Origin of the sequence: Klebsiella sp. HMSC25G12 (assembly GCF_001807705.1) — a bacterium.
Classification (GTDB): domain Bacteria; phylum Pseudomonadota; class Gammaproteobacteria; order Enterobacterales; family Enterobacteriaceae; genus Klebsiella; species Klebsiella variicola.
In genome coordinates this window covers 13,094-32,883 of record NZ_KV789849.1, presented here as the reverse complement: position 1 = coordinate 32,883, position 19,790 = coordinate 13,094, and the positions used below count along the sequence as shown (strand labels likewise).

Here is a 19,790-nt window from a genome sequence, read left to right as displayed (position 1 = left end):
ATGACCGGGGTGGTCGACAGCAGCTTCAACAGCAAAGTGGAGCAGCATGCCACCACCGAGATGCAGGCCACGGCGGCAGACCTGAACAAGCGATTTGCCTCCCTGCAGGGGGAAGTGGACCTGCTCAGTAAGGCGCGCTCGGCTGACCAGATACGTATCGACAAACTCAGCAATGAGAATGCGGCCATGCAGGAACAGCTGAAGGCGCTGGGCGTGAGACCCGCTGTCTCTGGTGGCGAACCCGCGCCGACACCGCCGTCTCCACCTCCTGGCCCGGAAGGCGAGCCGCAGCCTGCCAGTTATCCGCCGCAGTCAGGCGCAGCGGTACCGCCTCCGACGGCATTTTATCCGGGCAATGGTGTGACACTACCGCCACAGGTCAGCTACCAGTCTGTGCCGGTTCCGAACCAGATACAGCGTAAAACGTTCAACTACAACAGGGGTAAAAAAGGCCGGGAGCTGCCTTACATTCCATCCGGCAGCTTTGCGAAGAGCATCCTGATTGAAGGGGCTGATGCGAATGCTTCTGTCACGGGTAACGAATCCACGGTGCCGATGCAGCTGCGTGTGGTGGGGCGTGTCGAGATGCCGAACAGCAAAACGTATGACCTGACCGGCTGCTTTGTCGGTCTTGAAGCCTGGGGGGATGTTTCCAGTGAGCGCGCCATCGTTCGTACCCGGAACATCAGCTGTATCAAAGGCGATAAAACCATCGACCAGCCGATAGCCGGGCACGTCTCTTTCATGGGCAAGAACGGGGTGAAAGGGGAAGTCGTGATGCGTAACGGCAAAATCCTCGGCTGGGCCTGGGGTGCTGGCTTTGTTGACGGAATTGGTCAGGGGATGGAACGGGCGTCACAGCCGTCCGTGGGTCTCGGGGCTACGGCGACGGTCGGTGCCGGCGACGTTCTGAAAATGGGGATTGGCGGCGGGGCATCCAAAGCCGCACAGACCCTGAGTGAGTATTACATCAAACGCGCTGAACAGTATCACCCGGTCATCCCGATTGGTGCCGGTAACGAAGTCACGGTGGTGTTCCAGGACGGTTTCCAGCTGAAAACCATTGAAGAGCTGGAAGCGGAAAAGAACGGGCAACAACAGGCGCAGAACCAGGCACAACCTGAACAACCCGAGAGCAGGTCACAGCAATCCGGCGGGAACCTCAATGGTTTTAATACCGATGAGATGCTGAAGAAACTGGGCAAGCTTGACCCGCGCGAGTTCTCGCCAGGGGCTGCATCTCAGGGAGAAAACAATGGTTAAGTCTCTCATCACTCTCGTTCTGTCAACGCTGCGCTGGACTCACTGGCTGGTTCAGTATGCGGTGGTGTATCCGCTCGGTATGATGATGTTGCTGGTTGTCGTTGTGTTCTGGACTGGGCATAACACGCCCGGGCAGATGCTGGTGAAGACCATTGAATCGGTGCAACGCGAAGGATATGTCATTCACGACTGCACGGGGCCAGCTTCGCGTGAAGCACTTAATGGTGATGCGGTGAAGCCACTGCTGTCTCCGGTTTTACAGGAAGCCTGCACGACTGTCAGTACGGATGCGACAGGGTACGCAGCACATATCGACCAGGGTTACACAAAAAATATTCTCTGGCTCTGGCTGCTGATGGCGATGGTATTTACGGGGGGCTCGATAGTTATCGGGAGTACTCCCCGGACCGGAGTGACGGGATATTAATTTTTAATAAATAAACAGAGGACAGGTGAATATATGAAGGAATTAATACTGTTAATTCCTCTGGGCAGCGCTTTGCTTTTAACCGGGTGCGCGGGCACAGAGACGGAATTCGAATGTAATGCCACGACATCGGATACCTGTATGACGATGGAGCAGGCGAATGAGAAAGCGAAGGCCCGGGAGGAAAGCGCCGCAAAGCCGGCTGCGGCCGGGTTGCCTCGACTGGCTGACGGCAACTTCCGCACGCTGTCGCAGGTATCGTACCCGCTGCCGCCGCAACCGACCCTCTCTGCAACCGGCGCAACTCCAGTGTCAACGGTGGCAGTGAAACCGGCAGGCATGCTGAGCGCGCCGCCAGTACACCCGGTGCAAAACGCCAGCAATCGGACCGCGCCGCTCACTGCCACGCCGGTCAGTCAGACATTTCGTTCACCTGTAACGCTGCCGGGCAATTATCCCCGGCCACTCAGGAAGGGAGAACAGACGGCCTCCCTCTGGATAGCGCCGTATATCGATGCTGAAGACGTCTATCACCAGCCCACCACGGTGTTATTTGTGGTGACGCCATCGGCATGGGGTCAGCCCCGAATTAACTAATCAACAGCGGCGTTAATGGCGCTGTGAACACTGAATGTACACCGGATTTAAAACGAGTGCCCTCTGCGTTGAAAGGGATGGGCGGTAGCGTGCTTTGCACCTCGCGCTTGTGGTCTGAAAATTTATGAAGAATGGAGTCGTTTTTTATGATTAAGTTTCAGGATTTTAAAAAAGATAAAAAAACATCTGGCGATGGGGAGATTGACTGCGTCCGTAAAATGAATGAATGGATTGAAAACAAGAATATTCAGGTAATTTCAGTTGAAACCCTGACCGAAGTTACTGGCGACGGTTTCTCTACCGACACCTGTTTTATAATGCTCAGGCTCTGGTATAAGGAAGTCTGTTAAGTCCAAAGGAGTCAAGTATCAATTTCGGGCAAGGATTGATGATACCCCGGTGTTTTATCCAGAGCGTCACCACGGTGTTATTTGTGGTGATGCCATCGGCATGGGGCCAGCCCCGGATTAACTGATATCCCACACGCCTGCGCCATTTCCGGCGGGGGCGCGCTTTCTTATTACTGGCTTTATAACGAGTACCCTGCGCGTTGAAAGGGGAGGGCGGTAGCGTGTTCAGAGGATGGGATAATGACTGAGGCTTTTAAATATACCTGGCTGCTTCTGAAAGAAGAGCCGGTATACATACCACTGATTTTCATGATTACGGGTACTGGAGTTATTTCTGTTTTTTTTGTTCTGAAGGATTTCAGGTCATGGTGGAGTAAACTAATCCTCCTGGTAATTGATGTCTTATTTTGTTTGTTTATATTTATTGCTGCACTTGAACCTGAGTCTACTTATAAAAATATTCAACAAAGAAAAGAAAATATTTCCTTTACGCTTAAAAACTGCAAGATCTCCGCATTTGAAGCACAACAGGCAGGATTATTCGGGACAACAAAAGATGCCTGGTCCTGCCCTGATGGGATAACCCGCTACCTTCCTGTTAAGTACAGACCAGAGGCTGGTTCGTCTGAAAAAATGCAGAGTGAATTGCATTGAATTTATTTACTGAAAGGTCGTGCTGATTATGAGTGAATTATTCAAATGGGGTCTCGCGCTGGTCATTACTGTGGTCGGGTATGCTCTGTTGTTATCTTCTGACAGCCACGCTGTACCCGAGGCGCAGGCTCATCACTGGATTAATGACTGCCGGTTACTGGAGTCGAATATTGACAGGGGGTTTCTCTCTTCCGCGCAAAACCGGCTTCAGTGTGGTGACGTTATTGAAAATGTCAGCAAGGCTGATTATGACAGGGCGATAAATGGCGATAAGCAAATAAAAACCATCGCAGAATTAATTGAAGAACTGTTCGGCGTTAATTTATAAACGGAGACAATAAGGTATGCATACCTTCATTTTTCTGGTGCTGATGACACCGGCTAGTGCCGGTGGTATCTGGAGTATCACACCTATGCCCAATACGGATGTGTGCCTCAAAATGCTGCGTGCAGTCGAAGCGCGTGGAGGCAACAGAAGGTTCGGAAGTAATACGGGTGAGTGCATTGAAGTTAAAACGCGAGAACCCCTGAACAGTACGATGGAAACGCTGAACGGAGGCAGTCAATGAGAGCCTACTACCTTGAAGGAGATAATATTGAGTGGCTTATTGGTGTGTGCCTGATCCTTTTCGTTATCGGTGTTGTCGGTGCGCTGGCCATGTTTGTTATCCCTGAAAAGATTAATCTGCGAGTCTGCAGGGCTAATGTATTTTTCTTTAGTGCGCTTATGGCAGTGGTGGCGTTTGTCACACTTATCGTCTTTACCAGTCGGTCATTCACGATGGATGAGCTGGAAGCCGGGAGACACTGGAAAAATGACTGTAAACTCCTTGAGGCAAACATGCCGACAGGCGCTTTTACCAGCCCTGTTAATAAACTGGACTGTGATGGCATCATCATTAATGTGCCAGGTGAACGGTATTATGCGTATATCCATCAGTGGGAATTATACCAGGCGAATAAAAAATGAAAGTAAACGTCGCGAGCGCGGTTAAAAACATTGTTAACTGGGCCTTTCCACTCTTTTTTTTGGGTGGTCTGCTGTATCTTGTTTACGATGATTACAGAGATAACGGTACAGCGACTGAAGAACAGTTATTAATGATTTCTCATGAAATACCCTGTGCCGGTGAGGATTTTCGAACGGCACTCCGTAATAGCCCGGGACCATTAACCCTTCGCGATGCGAAGAAAATTGCCGCTAAATGTAACGAGAAATATAAACAACTTAACGCACTGAACGCTATGAGCAAATAATCAGGGGATGGATATGGTGTTATTTTTTAGAAAATATGGTTTTTTGTTTATCCCTCCAGTCTACTGGCTCATCTATCTGGGAGTCAGGCTGACGTACAATGGACTGGTCGGGGAGTTTTCTCCTGATTTCTTTCAGAGTATTCGACATGATGGTGTCTTTATCATCTGTAGTTTGTGCGTTTTTTATTTTTTCTGCTTAGAGGTGGGGGGTAGTGATGTGGAGTTCTCAGCGAACATTCTGTTCCTGATTGTTTTCTTTCATGTGGTTTTATTATTTATCACTCTGCTTATTTGTTTGTGGCAAGGGGCGATGTTGTTGGATGCGATCTTTACGGGTCAGATTATTGCTTCCATGTGTTTATTGTTTTTCATTCCTGTATTTTCCATTATAAGAAGGAGTTTCTAGTGCGGCTGTGAATATTCTTCTTGCCATTTATTACCCTTGTTGTTTTGAATTGCTCTTAAAGGAACGCCCGCATGAGTAATAACATTATCGATGCCGTCACCCAGGCTGTGAATTCACTGGTGTCAGCACTGAAGCTGCCCGACGAATCCGCGAAAGCCAATGACACGCTGGGCAGCATGAATTTCCCCCAGTTCAGCCGTATTCTGCCCTATAAGGATTATGATTCCGCGACCGGTCTGTTTATTAATAACAAAACCGTCGGTTTTATGTTTGAGGCGCGTCCTTTACCCGGTGCGGATAAAAGTATCGTCGCCACACTGGAGCATTTACTGCGCAGCAAACTTCCCCGGGGCGTCCCGGTCAGTTTTCATCTGGTCTCCAGCAAACTGGTCGGCAATGACATCGACTATGGTCTGCGTGAATTCCGCTGGAGCGGTAAACAGGCTAAAAAGTTTAATGCCATCACCCGCGCCTACTATCTCCGGGCGGCGGAAACACAATTTCCCCTGCCGGACAATCTGGATTTGCCCCTGACGCTGCGAAACTACCGCGTGTACATCTCCTGCTGCGTGCCCCGGAAGAAGAACTCCACCACGCAAATCGTGGAGCTGGAGAATCAGATTAAAGTGTTACGGGCATCGCTCGGCGGGGCTTACATCCCGACGCGTATCCTCGATGCGGCCGGGATGGTCGAACTGATGCGGGAGCTGATTAACCCGGATCCGCATGAGATGTACCGGGTGCCGTACAAGCTGGACCCGTATCAGGACCTGAACTATCAGTGCGTGGATGACAGCTTTGACATGCAGGTCACTGCCGGTCATCTGAAAATTGGCCGCCTGGGGCGGGACGGGAAAGAGTGCGTGACCCGGGTGACGAACTATCACCTGGAGTGTGACCCGGAAATCGCCTTTCTCTGGACCGCTGCGGACAACTACGCCAACCTGCTGAACCCGGAGCTCTCCATCTCCTGCCCCTTTGTCATCACACTGACGCTGATGGTGGAGGACCAGGTGAAGACCCAGAACGAAGCCAACCTGAAATTCATGGACGTGGAGAAGAAAAGCAAAACCTCCTACGCGAAGTACTTTCCGAACGTGATAAAGGAAATGCAGGAGTGGGGCGATATCCGCCAGCGACTGGCGACCAACCAGACCTCTCTGGTGTCCTACTTCTTTAACATCACCACGTATACCGCCGATAACGCAGAGGCCTCTCTCGCTACCGAGCAGCAGGTGCTCAACAGTTACCGTAAGGGTGGCTTCCAGCTTATCCCGGCCCGCTATCATCACCTGCGTAATTTTCTGGCCATGATGCCGTTCAAATGCGGCGAAGGCCTGTTCAAAGAGCTGCAGGCGGCAGGTGTGGTGAAGCGGGCGGAGACGTTCCAGGTGGCCAACCTTCTGCCGATTGTCGCTGACAGTCCGCTGGCGCCGGCAGGACTCCTGGCGCCCACCTACCGTAACCAGCTGGCGTTCATCGACCTGTTCTACGAGGGAATGAACAATACCAATTTCAACATGGCGGTCTGCGGCACCTCCGGGGCGGGCAAAACCGGTCTGATTCAGCCCCTCATTCGTAGCGTGCTCGACTCCGGCGGGTTTGCCTGGGTGTTCGACATGGGCGACGGCTACAAGTCCCTGTGTGAAAACATGGGCGGCGTGTATCTCGACGGCGACTCGCTGAAGTTTAATCCGTTCGCCAATATTCTCGACGACGCTAACTTTGACCTGTCCGCCGAGCGTATCCGCGACCAGATGTCGGTGATGGCCAGTCCCAACGGCAACCTGGATGAAGTGCACGAAGGTCTTCTCCTGCAGGCGGTCCGGGCGGCCTGGCTGAGTAAGCGCAACAAGGTGCGTATCGATGATGTGGTGGCCTTTCTCCGGAGCGAGAAAGACAGTGAGGAATACGCCGACTCACCGGGGGTGCGCAGCCGTCTTGATGACATGATTATCCTGCTCGACCAGTACACGGTGAACGGGCTGTACGGGGAGTACTTCAACTCTGATGAGCCGTCCCTGCACGACGATGCCCGGATGGTGGTCCTTGAGCTGGGCGGGCTGGAGTCGCGCCAGTCCCTGCTGGTCGCGGTGATGTTCTCGCTGATTATCTATATCGAAAACCGGATGTACCAGTCTCCCCGCAGCCTGAAAAAACTCAACGTTATCGATGAAGGCTGGCGACTGCTGGACTTCAAAAACGAAAAGGTGGGGACCTTTATCGAGAAGGGCTACCGGACGGCGCGCCGGCATACCGGGGCCTATATCACCATCACCCAGAATATCGTGGATTTCGACTCCCCGACCGCATCGAGCGCTGCACGCGCTGCCTGGGGGAACTCCTCGTACAAGGCCATTCTGAAACAGTCAGCGAAGGAATTTGCCAAGTATAACCAGCTGTACCCGGATCAGTTCAGCAAGCTGGAGAAAGACATGATTAACGGCTTCGGTTCTGCCAAAGAGCAGTGGTTCTCCTCTTTTATGCTGCAGGTGGAAGCGAACTGCTCCTGGCACCGCCTGTTCGTCGACCCGCTCAGCCGGGCGATGTACTCCTCAAAAGGCCCGGATTTTGAGTACATGAAAGCGCGTCGGGAAGAGGGGGTCGATATCCACGATGCGGTGTACGGCCTCGCGTGTCGCAACTTTAAAGAAGAAATGGCTGAACTTGAATCCCGAATACCGGTGAATGACATGGAGGATAAACAGTGATGAAAAACAACACCGAACAACCGGTCAGTACGACCTCTCATACCTTTCGCCGGATACCTGTCATCGTCGCTCTCGTGCTTTTCGCCCTGGCAACCAGCGCGTTTCTCTCGCGCATGGTTCTGGAGTACTCCACGCCGCGGGTGGTGGCTTTTGATATGAAGAAAACGCTCGACAGTTTTATGGACAGTGTCAGCCAGAAGCAGCTGACAGAGGCGCAGTCAAAAGCGCTCTCTGATCGGTTTAACGACGCGCTGGAGAAGAGTCTGGCGGAGTATCAGCAGCAGCATCATGTGGTCATTCTGGTTTCACCTGCCGTGGTTCAGGGCGCACCCGATGTGACCCGCAACATCCAGCACGACATTGCCCGCCGGATGAAAGGAGAACAGTAATGATACGACTGAAAGGCTGTCTGCTCGCCGCCTGTCTGTTATCGCCGCTGACTCAGGCGGCTGATCTCGGTACCTGGGGGGATTTATGGCCCGTCCGGGAGCAGGACATGCTGCAGCTCATCACGCAGCGTCTGCAGTCGCTGCAATCCTCTGGCCAGTGGGACCAGACGATGGACGCGTTTAAGCAGCGGGTTATCGAGAACAGTCAGCGTCCGGCGCCGGTGGAAGGCATTAAGCGTGCGGAGAAATACGAGCAGCGCTGGTTTGATCCCAGCATCCGCCTGACCGAAGACCTGAAGGACAATGAGGGGCGGGTGTTTGCCCGCAAGGGCGATGTGGTGAACCCGCTTAAAACCGTACCGTTTGTCCAGACCCTGTACTTCATCAATGGTGACGATGCCGACCAGCTGGCCTGGATGAAGCGTCAGGTGCCGGAAACCCTGATGAGCAAAATTATCCTGGTGCGCGGCAGTATCCCTGACACCTCCGCAGCGCTGGACAGCCGGATCTATTTCGACCAGAACGGCGTACTGAGCAAGCGATTTGGCCTGACGGCGGTCCCGGCGCGGATCACGCCGGCGCCCTCCGGTGAACGGCTGAATATTGAGACCTTCCCTGTAAAATAAGGATGTTTCTGTGAAAACCCTGACGCTTTTCCTGAGTGCCCTGATGTTGTGGGGGTACAGCCTCAGTGCGGCTGCTGACCCCTCCTGTGAGGGCCGGTTTGTTAACCCGATCACCGATGTGTGCTGGCGCTGCATCTTCCCTCTGTCGCTCGGCAGCGTGCAGGTTGGTAAAGGCGATCTGCCTGATACCAGCAATCCCGGTAATCCCCTGCAGCTGTGTCCGGCGCCGCCACCGCTTTTTGTTCGCCCCGGTCTGGCCATCGGGTACTGGGAGCCGATGGCCATGACGGACGTCAGCCGTTCGCCAGGTTGCATGGTCAATCTGGGGGGCTTCAGTATCAATCTCGGCAAGACCGGCATGGGAACCGCGAGAAAGGACGATAAGCAGGTGAACGGCGCCTTCTATCACGTTCACTGGTACAAGTACCCGCTGACGTACTGGCTGAACATCATCACGTCGGCAGGCTGTCTGGAAGGCGGAGACATGGATATTGCCTATCTGTCCGAGATTGACCCGACCTGGGTGGACAGCAGCCTCACCACCATCCTGAATCCGGAAGCCATCCTGTTTGCCAACCCCATCGCGCAGGGCGCCTGCGCAGCGGATGCGCTGGCCAGTGCATTCCATATGCCGCTGGATGTGCTCTTCTGGTGTGGTGGAAGCCACGGCTCACTTTACCCGTTTAACGGCCAGGTCAGTAATGAATCCAGCCCGCTGCAGTCGTCGGTACTGGTCAGTGAACGTATGGCCTTCAAGCTTCACCGGCAGGGACAAATTATGGAGAGTATCGGGAAGGACAAGGCGGTCTGTTACGAATATCCCTCCCCGATCATCCCGAAAGAACGCTGGCGCTATCAGATGGTGAACATGTATCCGGACAGTGGTCAGTGCCATCCGCTTGGACGCAGCGTGATGCGCTGGGAGGCCGGCAAAAATCCACCCAACTCCCGCAAGAACTATGGCTATCTGATGTGGCGTAAACGCAATTGTGTCTTTCTCTGACAGGAGTCTCTCATGAAATTAATGAATCTGTTTATGGTCATGCTTTTGCTGACCGGACGAGCAGTGTTGGCTGAAACTTCCTCTGTTACAGACATGGAATGGCTGAAGCAGCAGGAGAACCTCAGCGAACAACTGCGCCAGCATCCGGATAAACAGCTGCAGCAGGAGCTTGAGGCGCAAATCAGCCGCAATCCTCTGCCCAAATCTGACCGCCAGTTTATCGATAATCTGGTCAGCCAGCAGAAAGCGGCGAATCAGGAAAAACCGGCAGAAGGGGCGCTGTACTTTGTCTCCTTCTCGATACCTGAAGAGGGGCTGAAGCGGATGCTGCACGAAACCCGGCAGTATGGCATTCCGGCGACACTGCGCGGGCTCGTCAATAACGACATGAGGACCACCACCGACGCGGTGCTGCAGCTGGTGAAAGACGGCGTCACCGACGGGGTGCAGATCGACCCGACACTGTACACGCAGTACGGCATCCGGAGTGTGCCGTCTCTGGTGGTACGGTGTCAGGCCGGATATGACGTGGTACGCGGTAACATTCACGTCAAACAGGCGCTGGAGAAAGTGGCACAAACCGGTGACTGCGCACAGGTGGCCCGGCAGATGCTTGATGCGCCCTCAAATGCCGCCGGGAGCCAGCCATGAAAGATAAACCGTACTTCATGGCGTTACCGGAAATGGTGAGGGATGCGGGAGGGTGGAAATGAAGACGGTTATTTCCGTGCTGACCGCGCATTTTTTTGTCCTGGGCACCTTCATCTGGCTGGCATCCCCCGCCTGCGCTGACAGTGGAGGCGACTATAAAGCCGGCTCGGATTTTGCGAAACAGGTGCAGGGCAATGGTCTGAACTCACTGAAAAATTTCAGTGGTGAGCAAAACCTGCCGGGGTATACCGCCAACCCGGATCAGACAAAATACTACGGCGGCGTCACTGCCAGCGGAGACAGCTCCCTGAAAAGCGATTCAGCCCTGGAGTTCAGCCAGGGGGATACCGGCAAAACGATTACGGAGTCGTTCACGAACCGGCCACCGGATCAGATATCTCAGGATGCGCCGTTTATTCAGGCCGCAAAGGATACCGAATCCCGTGCCGACAGCATTGTCGGTGATACCGGACAGTCCTGTACCGCCCAGGTTGTGAACCGAAGCGAGTTCACAAACCATACCTGCGAACGTGATCTGCAGGTGGAAAATTTTTGCACACGGGAAGCGACCCTGAAGGATAACGCCACCACGCAGAAAGTTAACCGAACCTATCAGCAGGTGGTGACGCTGAATTATGCCCGGAGTACCCGGCAATGGAGTGGCAACCTGACGATCCCGACCAGTGGTCGTCTTCTGAATGCCTCGGTGGATGGTGAGCCTCTGGTGATCCCCTGGATTGAAGAATGCGACGCCGAAGGGAAGGTGCGGGATAGCTGCAAGAGTGCCGTCAGTGAAAACCTGACCCTCTTTGAGCGAACGTTCCCCATTGATGTGATCAGCTGGCCACGATCAGAATCGATATGTTCAGGCGGCCAGAACACGCATTGTACGAAATATACCTATGACGGGAAGGGGAAGATTCATCAGTCGTTTGGTGTGGACAAAGTGGTCACTGCAGGGCAGAACTTTGCTGTAAGCAAAATATCACGAACCGTATCATCGGCCAGCCAGAAACCCGTACAGGTCACGGTCACCCTGGTGATGGAGGAAACCGAAACCGTCTACGCGCCTGAAGTCGTCTGGGTTGAAAGCTGTCCGTTCAGTAAGGATGAAGGGACAAAAACGGGCGAGGAATGTATCAGCCCGGGAGGAACGCGAACCATCACCCTCGGAGGCAGGGATTACTCGTTCACGGAAGCCTGCTGGAAATATAAGGACACCTGGCTCACGCAGCCGGCGGACTATGGCTCCTGTGAAAGCCTGATGAAAAATACGGCCTGCACCCTGTCATCCCGCCAGTGTGCCTTCTCCGGCGAAGACGGAACCTGCCTGCATGAGTATGCGACATATTCCTGTGAAACCAGGACGAGCGGGAAACAGATGGTTTGTGGCGGGGATGTGTTCTGCCTCGATGGGGAGTGTGACAAAGCCACGTCCGGGAAGAGCAACGACTTTGGCCAGGCCGTGTCTGAGCTGGCAGCGCTGGCGGCTGCAGGGAAGGATGTCGCGGCACTGAACGGGGTGGATGTCAGGGCCTTCACGGGAAAAGCGAAATACTGCAAAAAATTCGCGGCTGGCTTCAGTAACTGCTGCAAAGACGGCGGCTGGGGCCAGGATGTGGGGCTGGCACGCTGCAGCAGCGAGGAAAAGGCGCTGGCCAAAGCGAAAAAAGACAAGCTGACGGTCAGTATCGGGGAGTTCTGCTCTAAAAAGGTTCTGGGTATTTGCCTGGAGAAAAAAAGGAGCTATTGCCAGTTCGACTCAAAACTGGCGCAGATCGTTCAGCAGCAGGGCAGAAACGGCCAGCTTCATATCGGTTTTGGCGGCGCCAGCAGTCCTGACTGTCGGGGCATTACCGTCGCGGAACTCCAGGGGATTGATTTTAACGAGCTGGATTTCACAAACTTCATGGAGGATTTAATCAATAACCAGAAAATCCCGGATAACAGCGAACTGACCGAAAAAACAAAAGCGCGTATTAAAGAACTTCTCACGCAGTCTTCAGCAAAGTAACTCTCCATTAATAACATATCAAAGGTGACTAAATGGCTGCGTCCTTGATGGTCGTTGTTTTGCTTGTGCTCTTTCTTTTCATTCCAGCCTGTATCGCCCTGTTCATGTCAGGCCGCAGTCTGCTCCTTATATTCCTGGGTGCCGTGGCGTGCCAGGCGGCTGTTGCCGTTGCGTTTGCAGGACTGTCTGCCCGGGGCTGGTCTGAGTCGATGGGGATGGGGGCGGCATCACTCATTTTCTACGTTATCGGGCTGCACAAGGCTGACGGTGTAAAACAGAATACTCATAACGGGAGAGAAAAGAATGAAAGTTAATTTTCACAAACATCCTGCCGTCGATTTTTCTCTGAGACTGACGCTGACGGTAATTATCATATCTCCGGTGATTTATTTCTCCTGGGATGCCGTCAAAGGGACATCGGGGAGTGATTATGTTGAGAGTGTGGTCTTTATTCTCTGCATGGGCGGTGTCGGGCTTATGAATTATCTGTTTTTTTCGGCGCTGACCAGACTTTTACAGAAGGGAAAATAAAGGAGCAGGGATGGAAGAGAGAAAATCGTATGGAATGGTGGTGCTGTTTGTCAGCGTGTTTGTTGTTTTTCTGGTGAGCATTATGTCGTACAGCCTGTGGCGGGACAGACAGGTTAACGCATTTATGACCACCAACCGGGCCTGGGGGATCCAGTGCGACACTGTTTCTCAGGCCGCGTGGGTGGTCAGGGACGGGGAGCGGGTGGACCTTCAGATAAATCATCTGCCTCTGTACTGCAGCGGTTACCGCTTTGAAGCCCGTGATGATGCAGGAAAGATACAGCGCCAGCTCGATAAATACAGTGTCTATCAGCATCTGTCACGCCAGTCGCAATAATTCATAAAAGGGTATTTGCCATGCGAACAATACATGCCGCCATGCTGGCGGGGTGCCTTTGCTGCGCCCTGATGCCGGCTTTCGCCAAAGACGCGGGCTGGCAGTGGTACAACGAAAGACTGAAATCCCGGGATACTGACAAGCCACCGGTTCCGGCTACACCGCCACTGCAAATGGATATTCTCCAGAAGCAGGCTCTCCTGCAGCAGGCGACGAAGAAAGCGCTGGCGGAAGCCATTATGTACCCCTCAGTACCGGCCTTTGTGAAGTACTTCCGTCTGCAGAACTACTGGACGCAGCAGGCCGGCCTGTTCTCGATGAGCGCGAAGAAAGCCATGCTGGCGCACCCGGAACTCGATTACAACCTGCAGTACAGCCACTACAACGGCACGGTAAAAAACCAGCTGGCCGCCGATTATGCCGAACAGCGCCGGGCTATCTCCACCCTCGCGCAGCATTTTGGCGTGATGTTCTTTTACCGGGGCCGCGAAGCCATTGACGGCCAGCTGGTCCAGGTGATTCAGAACTTCCGAGAAACCTACGGCCTGAGCGTGATACCTGTGTCGGTCGACGGCGTTATTAACCCCATGCTGCCCGACAGCCGGACTGACCAGGGACAGGCCGCACAACTCGGCGTGAAGTACTTCCCCGCGATGATGCTGGTCGACCCGAAAAGCGGCCAGGTGAAGCCGCTCAGTTATGGATTCATCAGCCAGGACGACCTGGCGAAACAGTTCCTCTATGTCTCCAGCGACTTTAAACCCAATTTTTAAGGAACGAGTGATGCGAAAGATTCGTTTTCCCGATTTAGACATTACCGGGATGTGGGTGCTGGCCGTGGGCGTATTTTTCCACCTCATCGCCCGGCTCGTCAGAAAGCAGCCTGAGCTGGCCATCCAGGCTGGAGAAATCTTCGGGCTGGGCATGGTGGTGTTCGGCGGATACCGCATTCTCAACGCCCTCATTGCTGAAGCCGAAAAGGAGGAGAAGGCCCGTGAAAAACAGCCTGAAGAACACAACTAAAACAGCCGCAACGGTGACCCTGCTCCTGGCCCTTTCCGGCATGGCGCAGGCGGGCACACTCGATGAGGTGAGGTCGCTCTGGGACCCGCAGGGTATCTCCGGCGCTTTATCTGCCTCCCGGCAGGATGGCGCTCCGCGCGCGGTGACGCCGGTTTCTCAGCCCCGCTGGTTCCGGCTCAGCAACGGCAGGCAGGTGGACCTGCGGGACTGGAAAGTGGTGTTGTTTATGCAGGGGAAGTGCCCGTACTGCCATAAGTTTGACCCGGTCCTGAAGCAGCTGGCCACGCAGTACGGCTTCTCTGTCTTCCCCTATACCATTGACGGACAGGGCGATGAGGCCTTTCCCGAGGCGCTGCCGGTACCGCCTGAGGTGATGCAGACCTTTTTCCCGAACATCCCGGTGGCCACGCCGACCACGTTTCTGGTCAACGTGAATACGCTGGCGGCTTACCCGGTTCTGCAGGGCGCCACGGATGCGCAGGGCTTTATGGCACGAGTCGATACGGTATTTCAGATGATGGGGGAGGCAGGGAATGGGCGACATTAAAAGGGCCGCGCTGGCGGGCGGTTTTTTGCTGGGGTTGTCTCTCCCGGCCGCCGCCGATGTGAACGGCGATATGAATAACTTCTTCAACAAGCTGGGGTTCGCGTCCAATACCAGTCAGCCACAGGTCTGGCAGGGACAGGCAGCGGGCTATGCCTCCGGCGGTTCGCTGTATGCCCGGACGCAGGTGAAAACCATCCAGCTGGTCAGCATGACCCTGCCGGATATCAACGCCGGCTGCGGCGGCATCGATGCGTACCTGGGCTCATTCAGCTTCATTAACAGCGAGCAGCTGCAGCGCTTCGGCAAACAAATCATGTCCAACGCGGCAGGCTACTTCTTTGACCTTGCCCTGCAGACCACGGTACCCGAAATCAAAACGGCCAAAGACTTCCTCCAGAAGATGGCCAGCGACATCAACAGTATGAACCTCAGTTCCTGTCAGGCCGCACAGGGTATTGTGGGCGGACTCTTTCCCCGTACTCAGGTGGCGCAGCAGAAGGTCTGCCAGGACATTGCCGGTGAAAGCAATATCTTTGCCGACTGGGCCGCATCGCGTCAGGGCTGTTCGGTAGGCGGGCAGATGGGCAAGGTGCAGGATAAAGCCAGCGATAAGGACAAGGAGCGGGTGATGAAGAACATCAACATCATGTGGAACGCCCTGTCCAAAAACCGGCTTTTTGACGGCAATAAAGAACTGAAAGAGTTTGTTATGACGCTGACCGGGACGCTGATTTTCGGTGAGAACAGTGAAATCACCCCGCTGCCGGCGCGTACCACAGACCAGGACCTGATTAAAGCCATGATGGAAGGGGGGACGGCTAAAATCTACCACTGCAATGATTCAGAGAAGTGCCTGAAGGTGGTGGCAGATGCGACGGTCACCATTGCCGCCGACAAGGCGCTTAAGAGCCAGATTTCGACACTTCTGAGCAGCATTCAGAGCAAGGCGGTAATGGACCAGGCCCTGACGGAGCAGGAGAAGGGCTTTATCTCCAGCACCACCATCCCGGTGTTCAAATACATTGTCGACCCGCAGATGCTGGGTATTTCAAACACGCTGATTTATCAGCTCACGGACTATATCGGCTACGACATTCTCCTGCAGTACATCCAGGAGTTGATACAGCAGGCCCGGGCCATGATTGCCACAGGCAACTATCCGCAGTCGACAATGGATTTAATTCTGGAAAACCTGAATCAGGCAAGCGTACAGATTGCCGCCTTCCAGGCGCGTGTTCAGGTCCAGCAGGATGCGATGCTGGTTGTTGACCGGCAGATGAGCTATATGCGCCAGCAGGTGTCCGCCCGCATGATGACCCGCTACCAGAACAACTACCATTTCGGAGGGAGCCTCTGATGACGCCACTTGAAATCTACACCATCGCCGGGGGCGACTGGCTGCGGGGCAACCTGAATGCCATCGCGGCGTTCATGGGGACCGCCACCTGGTCGTCCATTGAGAAAATGTGCATCGCGTTTTCGGTGCTGATTGTGGCCGTCAGCTGGATAAAAAAACACAGCGTGATGGACCTTATCGGCTGGGTGTTCTCCCTGACCCTCGTCTCGATGCTGGTTGTCGTCCGTACACCTGTACAGATAATCGACTACAGCAACGTGGCGCAGGTCTACAAAGTGGATAACGTCCCGGTTGGCCTGGCCATTCCGGCGTCGCTGACCACGCGTGTGGGTAATGCCCTGGTACAGAGCTACGAGATGATTTTCTCCCTGCCCGACAGTGTCACCTACAGTAAGACCGGGATGCTATTTGGCGGAAACCTGGTGGCGAAAAGCACCGATTTTGTTTCGCAGAACCCCGAAATCACCACCCTGTTCTCCGACTATGTCCAGAACTGCGTGATGGGCGATATCTTTCTCAACGGTAAATACACCCTTGAGGAGCTGATGAACTCCTCTGACCCGTACACGCTGATATTTTCAAAGCCCAGTCCGCTGCGTCAGGTACCCAATCACGACTATAAGTTTCTTGAAAAGCCGGAACTGGGCTCGGCCTTTATCAGTTGCCAGGTGGCAGCGACACAGCTTAAACAACGGCTGGCGCTCGACTCCCAGACTGGCGGGAAGACCTGGAGCTACTATGCGCGCCAGCTGTTCGGTGGCAAACCCAATCCGGACCTTCTGTTCAGCCAGATGATAGGCGACAGCTACGGATACTTCTATAACGCCAGCCAGAGTGCCGGGCAGATTATCCGCCAGAACGTCACCATGAATGCGCTGCGTAACGGTCTCCAGAGCTACGCGTCCCGCAGCGGCGACACGGCAAGCCTGGTGAACATCGCCAACACCACGTCGCTGGAAAAACAACGACTGGCCCAGGCCACGATGGGACATCAGGCACTGCGCTCACTGCCGATGATGCAGACGGTCATCATGGGCATCATGATTGGGATGTTCCCGATTATGATTATGGCAGCAATGTTCAATATGATGACGCTGCAGGTCCTGAAAGGATACATGTTTGCTCTGATATGGCTGCAGTCCTGGCCACTGCTGTATGCCATCCTGAACAGCGCAATGGCGTATTACGCCAGACAAAACGGTGTGCCGGTGGTGCTGTCTGAACTCTCTCAGGTGCAGCTGAAAAACTCAGATATTGCGACCACCGCCGGGTATATCTCGATGATGATACCGCCGCTCAGCTGGGCGATGATAAAAAGTATGGGGGCAGGGTTCTCCAGTGCTTACAGCCACTTTGCCTCCTCGGGACTCAGTTCGACGTCCCAGGCCTCATCCAGCGTCGTGGACGGCAATTACTCTTTTGCCAATATGCAAATGGAGAACGTCAGCGGCTACAGCTGGGGTACCAACAGTTCGACCAGCTTCGGTCAGATGTCGCGGCAGCTGGGGAACGGTGGCACGGAGACGCAGACCGGGGACGGGACGACTATCTGGGATGCGCGCAGTTCTAAGCTACCGGTTGATATCAATGTCAGCCGGCAACTGGCCAGTGCCAATCAACAGATGGCCCGCGAGACAGATGTGCAGGCACAGAGTGCCCTGCATGGCTACAACAGCAGCGTGACGAGCGCCTGGAACAGCCTGAAACAGTTTGGCACAAATATGGGTACCAGTGCATCGACGACGAGTGGGGCCGATAATACTGAGTCTTCACAGGATTCAATGGCCAGAAGTAAAATGTGGAATGCGGTTGTTTCTAATGCGAAGGCCAATAACATCAGCAATGAAGAGTCATTCAATCAGTTGATGGAAGATTCTTCCAAAAGAGCTCAGTCATTCGATGCGCACGTATCAGGTAAACTCAGTTCGGGAGATCAGCTATTCGGTAAGCTGGGTAAATGGGGTACTGGACTATCAGCTGAAGTCGGTGCTAAAGGCAGTGCAGGTTGGACTCATAACTCAGGAGATACGGATAGTATCGGATCTTCAGGTAGGCAGTCACATGACAGCCGTCATGATACCAGCAGTCAGGCGGCAAAAGACTTCAAGGAAGCATCGGATTACTTTACCAGCCGTAAAACTAGTACATCGGGTAATAGGACAGATAACAATGCCAGCTCACGCGTTGACCAGTTTGCGGCATCGCTGTCGAGCGCGAAAAACAGCTATGACCAGTACACAAGCAGCCGGACTCGTAGCCATGAATATAGTGAGATGGCATCCCGTACAGAGAGCATGAGCGGCCAGATGAACGAGAACCTGACTCAGCAGTTTGCTCACTTTGTCCAACAGCGTTCTCCGCAGAATGCAGAAGTCATTCTGACCAACACAAGTTCACCAGAAGTCGCTGCGCAACGTGAGGCACTGGCGCGTGAATTCGTCAAAGCGCAGGTTGAACCAAAAGTTGATGGTGCTTATCAACAGGGCCGCGAAAGCATCGGTCAGAACATGTCCGGTGTATCAGGTGGTAGTGACCGTGGTTCGGTAATGGCCGACTACGGACATAATGCCGGCAATATCGAAGCTATGACACGAGATGCGGGGATTAAGGATAATGTGGGTCAGAAAGTGGATGGGATGATAGCGCAGAATAATCAACAGCATCAAGAAACCCAGCAGGGGATAGAGCGTGATGGCAATGAGATTAGAAAACAGAATTCTGATCTCGAAAAACATCATAATACAGAGGGAAATAAGTTCGAAAATGAATATAATGAAAGAGCCAGCGTAGTGAAATCCTTACCCGGAGCTGACTCACCACGTGAGCTAGAGGCAAAGGCAGCCAAAATTCAAAAGGATTACATTGATGGGAAAAGGTGAAAATGATGATGAATAATAAAACGCTTATTAAAGAAGTGGATGAGTTAAAAGATGTGCTTTCAAAGGGCGATGCCGAAATACCGTCTTTTTGGGTATGCATGTGGCCCGGTCTTTGTCTGGTAATATGGAATATTTTTTGCGCATTAATTAGTGTGCGATCAGAGTATTATGATGTCAAATACATATTCTGGGTTTTGATATTTCCTGGTGCTGTTGGTCTGATTCTTCTGCTCGGGGTGGCGAACGCTCGTTCTCTATTTTTATCAGTTCCAAAGTCCTTCAGGGAAAAGTCAGTAATATATCGTTTTTTTTCAAAAAAACTTCTTGCTTATGCTTTTGCATACATGATGATAATCATGGCACTGGCTATTTATAATAGATTTTTTTATGACTCCCCATTTCCTTATGCATTCATGGTTCTTTTGACAACGATTTTTTTTGGTTTTGTTATGAATTTAGATTTTGGAAGGTATCAATTGTCACTGCTGACATCAGTATTAAGCGCTCTCAAAGGTAATGTGGTGGAAAATTGATTTTATATGGTGATTTTTATTAGTTGCGGGGCGGAGAGTGCAACTTGCTGCCTTCATCGTTCTATATACCCTTAAATAGTTTATACAAAAACGTTGAACATGTGCGCAATTTACTTGTGCGCCTGTGAGGCGTTGCCGCCAGCGGCGGAATGTTTTAATGATGTAATCACCTTCTTCCGGATATTTTTCTGATATCCGGCATTCCTTCCTCAATGGTCTACTGACGGATTATTGC

The 19,790-nt window shown here is 53.2% G+C and carries 25 protein-coding genes; all 25 read left to right on the top strand.

Annotation, left to right across the window (positions count from 1 at the left end; genetic code table 11):
- The coding region (gene traB, locus HMPREF3096_RS07825; protein ID WP_077270155.1) for an F-type conjugal transfer pilus assembly protein TraB at nucleotides 1-1,263 on the top strand (1,263 nt) is incomplete at its 5' end.
- Nucleotides 1,256-1,690 carry a conjugal transfer protein TraP gene (locus HMPREF3096_RS07820; protein WP_020322358.1) on the top strand — a complete coding sequence of 145 codons (435 nt, stop codon included), beginning with the start codon at nucleotides 1,256-1,258 and terminating at the stop codon, nucleotides 1,688-1,690. The genes traB and HMPREF3096_RS07820, both read left to right, overlap by 8 nt.
- A gap of 33 nt (nucleotides 1,691-1,723) precedes the next feature.
- Nucleotides 1,724-2,287, top strand: coding sequence for a type IV conjugative transfer system lipoprotein TraV (traV, locus tag HMPREF3096_RS07815; protein ID WP_070544382.1), 564 nt, complete (start codon nucleotides 1,724-1,726; stop codon nucleotides 2,285-2,287).
- Nucleotides 2,288-2,433: 146 nt separating this feature from the next.
- A complete protein-coding gene (locus HMPREF3096_RS07810) occupies nucleotides 2,434-2,637 on the top strand; it encodes a hypothetical protein (protein ID WP_020315141.1) in 204 nt (67 codons plus the stop codon).
- 240 nt (nucleotides 2,638-2,877) lie between these two features.
- On the top strand, nucleotides 2,878-3,291 hold the full coding sequence (locus HMPREF3096_RS07805) for a hypothetical protein (protein ID WP_020315139.1): 414 nt from the start codon (nucleotides 2,878-2,880) through the stop codon (nucleotides 3,289-3,291).
- Nucleotides 3,292-3,319: 28 nt separating this feature from the next.
- Nucleotides 3,320-3,619, top strand: coding sequence for a hypothetical protein (locus HMPREF3096_RS07800; protein WP_020315144.1), 300 nt, complete (start codon nucleotides 3,320-3,322; stop codon nucleotides 3,617-3,619).
- Between the two features lie 16 nt (nucleotides 3,620-3,635).
- Entirely contained in the window at nucleotides 3,636-3,860 is a 225-nt protein-coding gene (locus HMPREF3096_RS07795; RefSeq protein ID WP_022644711.1) for a hypothetical protein, read from the top strand.
- The gene (locus HMPREF3096_RS07790) at nucleotides 3,857-4,261 is read left to right on the top strand and encodes a hypothetical protein (protein ID WP_020323520.1); all 405 of its coding nucleotides are present in this window, start codon (nucleotides 3,857-3,859) and stop codon (nucleotides 4,259-4,261) included. The genes HMPREF3096_RS07795 and HMPREF3096_RS07790 overlap by 4 nt, the downstream gene beginning before the upstream one ends.
- Nucleotides 4,258-4,548 (top strand): hypothetical protein, encoded by a 291-nt coding sequence (locus HMPREF3096_RS07785; RefSeq protein WP_020323516.1) that lies wholly within the window; start codon nucleotides 4,258-4,260, stop codon nucleotides 4,546-4,548. The genes HMPREF3096_RS07790 and HMPREF3096_RS07785 overlap by 4 nt, the downstream gene beginning before the upstream one ends.
- Before the next feature lie 7 nt (nucleotides 4,549-4,555).
- Entirely contained in the window at nucleotides 4,556-4,954 is a 399-nt protein-coding gene (locus HMPREF3096_RS07780) for a hypothetical protein (protein ID WP_072156904.1), read from the top strand.
- A 71-nt stretch (nucleotides 4,955-5,025) separates the two neighbouring features.
- Entirely contained in the window at nucleotides 5,026-7,665 is a 2,640-nt protein-coding gene (gene traC, locus HMPREF3096_RS07775) for a type IV secretion system protein TraC (RefSeq protein WP_070544380.1), read from the top strand.
- Nucleotides 7,665-8,054, top strand: a complete 390-nt coding sequence (gene trbI / locus HMPREF3096_RS07770) for a type-F conjugative transfer system protein TrbI (protein ID WP_020314627.1) — start codon at nucleotides 7,665-7,667, stop codon at nucleotides 8,052-8,054. Before traC ends, trbI begins: the two co-directional genes overlap by 1 nt.
- The gene (gene traW / locus HMPREF3096_RS07765; RefSeq protein WP_020314628.1) at nucleotides 8,054-8,680 is read left to right on the top strand and encodes a type-F conjugative transfer system protein TraW; all 627 of its coding nucleotides are present in this window, start codon (nucleotides 8,054-8,056) and stop codon (nucleotides 8,678-8,680) included. The genes trbI and traW overlap by 1 nt, the downstream gene beginning before the upstream one ends.
- 43 nt (nucleotides 8,681-8,723) lie before the next feature.
- Entirely contained in the window at nucleotides 8,724-9,683 is a 960-nt protein-coding gene (traU, locus tag HMPREF3096_RS07760; RefSeq protein WP_029497356.1) for a conjugal transfer pilus assembly protein TraU, read from the top strand.
- Between the two features lie 12 nt (nucleotides 9,684-9,695).
- On the top strand, nucleotides 9,696-10,334 hold the full coding sequence (trbC, locus tag HMPREF3096_RS07755; RefSeq protein WP_020321224.1) for a type-F conjugative transfer system pilin assembly protein TrbC: 639 nt from the start codon (nucleotides 9,696-9,698) through the stop codon (nucleotides 10,332-10,334).
- Between the two features lie 58 nt (nucleotides 10,335-10,392).
- The gene (gene traN / locus HMPREF3096_RS07750; protein ID WP_020803160.1) at nucleotides 10,393-12,348 is read left to right on the top strand and encodes a type-F conjugative transfer system mating-pair stabilization protein TraN; all 1,956 of its coding nucleotides are present in this window, start codon (nucleotides 10,393-10,395) and stop codon (nucleotides 12,346-12,348) included.
- A gap of 32 nt (nucleotides 12,349-12,380) precedes the next feature.
- Complete coding sequence (locus HMPREF3096_RS07745; protein ID WP_022644736.1) at nucleotides 12,381-12,662, top strand: hypothetical protein; 282 nt, start codon at nucleotides 12,381-12,383, stop codon at nucleotides 12,660-12,662.
- On the top strand, nucleotides 12,652-12,879 hold the full coding sequence (locus HMPREF3096_RS07740) for a conjugal transfer protein TrbE (RefSeq protein WP_012540032.1): 228 nt from the start codon (nucleotides 12,652-12,654) through the stop codon (nucleotides 12,877-12,879). The genes HMPREF3096_RS07745 and HMPREF3096_RS07740 overlap by 11 nt, the downstream gene beginning before the upstream one ends.
- 10 nt (nucleotides 12,880-12,889) lie before the next feature.
- Nucleotides 12,890-13,216, top strand: coding sequence for a hypothetical protein (locus HMPREF3096_RS07735; protein WP_020323521.1), 327 nt, complete (start codon nucleotides 12,890-12,892; stop codon nucleotides 13,214-13,216).
- A gap of 20 nt (nucleotides 13,217-13,236) precedes the next feature.
- A complete protein-coding gene (traF, locus tag HMPREF3096_RS07730) occupies nucleotides 13,237-13,989 on the top strand; it encodes a type-F conjugative transfer system pilin assembly protein TraF (RefSeq protein ID WP_020323528.1) in 753 nt (250 codons plus the stop codon).
- A gap of 10 nt (nucleotides 13,990-13,999) precedes the next feature.
- Nucleotides 14,000-14,239 (top strand): type-F conjugative transfer system pilin chaperone TraQ, encoded by a 240-nt coding sequence (gene traQ / locus HMPREF3096_RS07725; RefSeq protein ID WP_020315123.1) that lies wholly within the window; start codon nucleotides 14,000-14,002, stop codon nucleotides 14,237-14,239.
- Complete coding sequence (trbB, locus tag HMPREF3096_RS07720; protein WP_020315129.1) at nucleotides 14,211-14,786, top strand: type-F conjugative transfer system pilin assembly thiol-disulfide isomerase TrbB; 576 nt, start codon at nucleotides 14,211-14,213, stop codon at nucleotides 14,784-14,786. Before traQ ends, trbB begins: the two co-directional genes overlap by 29 nt.
- Complete coding sequence (gene traH, locus HMPREF3096_RS07715; RefSeq protein ID WP_020315127.1) at nucleotides 14,773-16,143, top strand: conjugal transfer pilus assembly protein TraH; 1,371 nt, start codon at nucleotides 14,773-14,775, stop codon at nucleotides 16,141-16,143. Before trbB ends, traH begins: the two co-directional genes overlap by 14 nt.
- Entirely contained in the window at nucleotides 16,143-19,022 is a 2,880-nt protein-coding gene (gene traG / locus HMPREF3096_RS07710) for a conjugal transfer mating-pair stabilization protein TraG (RefSeq protein WP_029497354.1), read from the top strand. Before traH ends, traG begins: the two co-directional genes overlap by 1 nt.
- Before the next feature lie 5 nt (nucleotides 19,023-19,027).
- Nucleotides 19,028-19,555, top strand: coding sequence for a hypothetical protein (locus HMPREF3096_RS07705; protein WP_020315130.1), 528 nt, complete (start codon nucleotides 19,028-19,030; stop codon nucleotides 19,553-19,555).
- Nucleotides 19,556-19,790: the final 235 nt, after the last annotated feature.